Source organism: Allomuricauda sp. CP2A (assembly GCF_001683915.1).
GTDB lineage: Bacteria > Bacteroidota > Bacteroidia > Flavobacteriales > Flavobacteriaceae > Flagellimonas.
Genome location: NZ_LXTT01000160.1, coordinates 1 through 869, shown reverse-complemented (window position 1 = coordinate 869; position 869 = coordinate 1). Strand labels below are relative to the sequence as shown.

Genomic DNA, 869 nt, shown 5'->3' with positions numbered 1-869 from the left:
GCGCATATCGCTTATTGGGAAGAGAATTAATAACCGATAGGATTACCGCACTTTTTGAATTAGTTAAGAACGCATATGATGCAAATGCAGAAAACGTAAATGTCGAATTTCAAAATATAAATCCAATAACTCCTAATTCTAAGATTATTATTAGCGATGATGGTATAGGAATGCAATTCTCCGATATCAAAAACAAGTGGATGGTCATTGGTACAAGTAGCAAGAGGAGAGAGAGATTGTCACCTGCACCTTATAGAAGAAAAGTTTCCGGTAAAAAGGGTGTAGGGCGTTTTGCAGTTGATAAATTGGGGGATAAATTGATTTTAAGAACCAAGAAAAAAAATCAAAATCAAACACTTTGCTTAGAAACGGACTGGTCACAATACTCCAAACTAGAAAATAATCAATTAAAGTTAGATTTTGAAGATGAGAAACCTTTCTTCACTGATGTAGAAAATAAATATTGGTATGAGGATGCCATTAAAAATGTGCAAGGCACAACCTTGGAAATCTCTTCTGTTAATGAAGTTTGGACTGAAGATGATATTAATAGAGCCTTTAAGGAACTTTCGAAATTAGTTTCACCAAATTCAGAAATTAAGCCAGAGCATCCATTTAGAATATGGATTAATTCTCCCTACGAGAATTTCAAAAACAGGGAGGTGAAAAGTCAATTAATTGACTTTGCAACAAAAAAAGTTGACTTATCCTTTGATGAAGAGGAAAAGACTCAAGAGATTCTCAAACATGAAAATGGTAACCTGAAAATAATTAATGTTCCAGCTAGACCGTGTGGATTATTAAAAATGCATTTATATTATTTTAATCAGGAAGATAAAAACAAATTTAAGAAGCATTTTAAAACAGAT

At 32.5% G+C, this 869-nt stretch carries 1 protein-coding gene; it reads left to right on the top strand.

Features of this window, described 5'->3' with window-relative positions; translation table 11 throughout:
* Positions 1-869: ATP-binding protein (locus A7D14_RS18150; RefSeq protein ID WP_176712448.1), on the top strand; the 869-nt coding region annotated here is incomplete at both ends.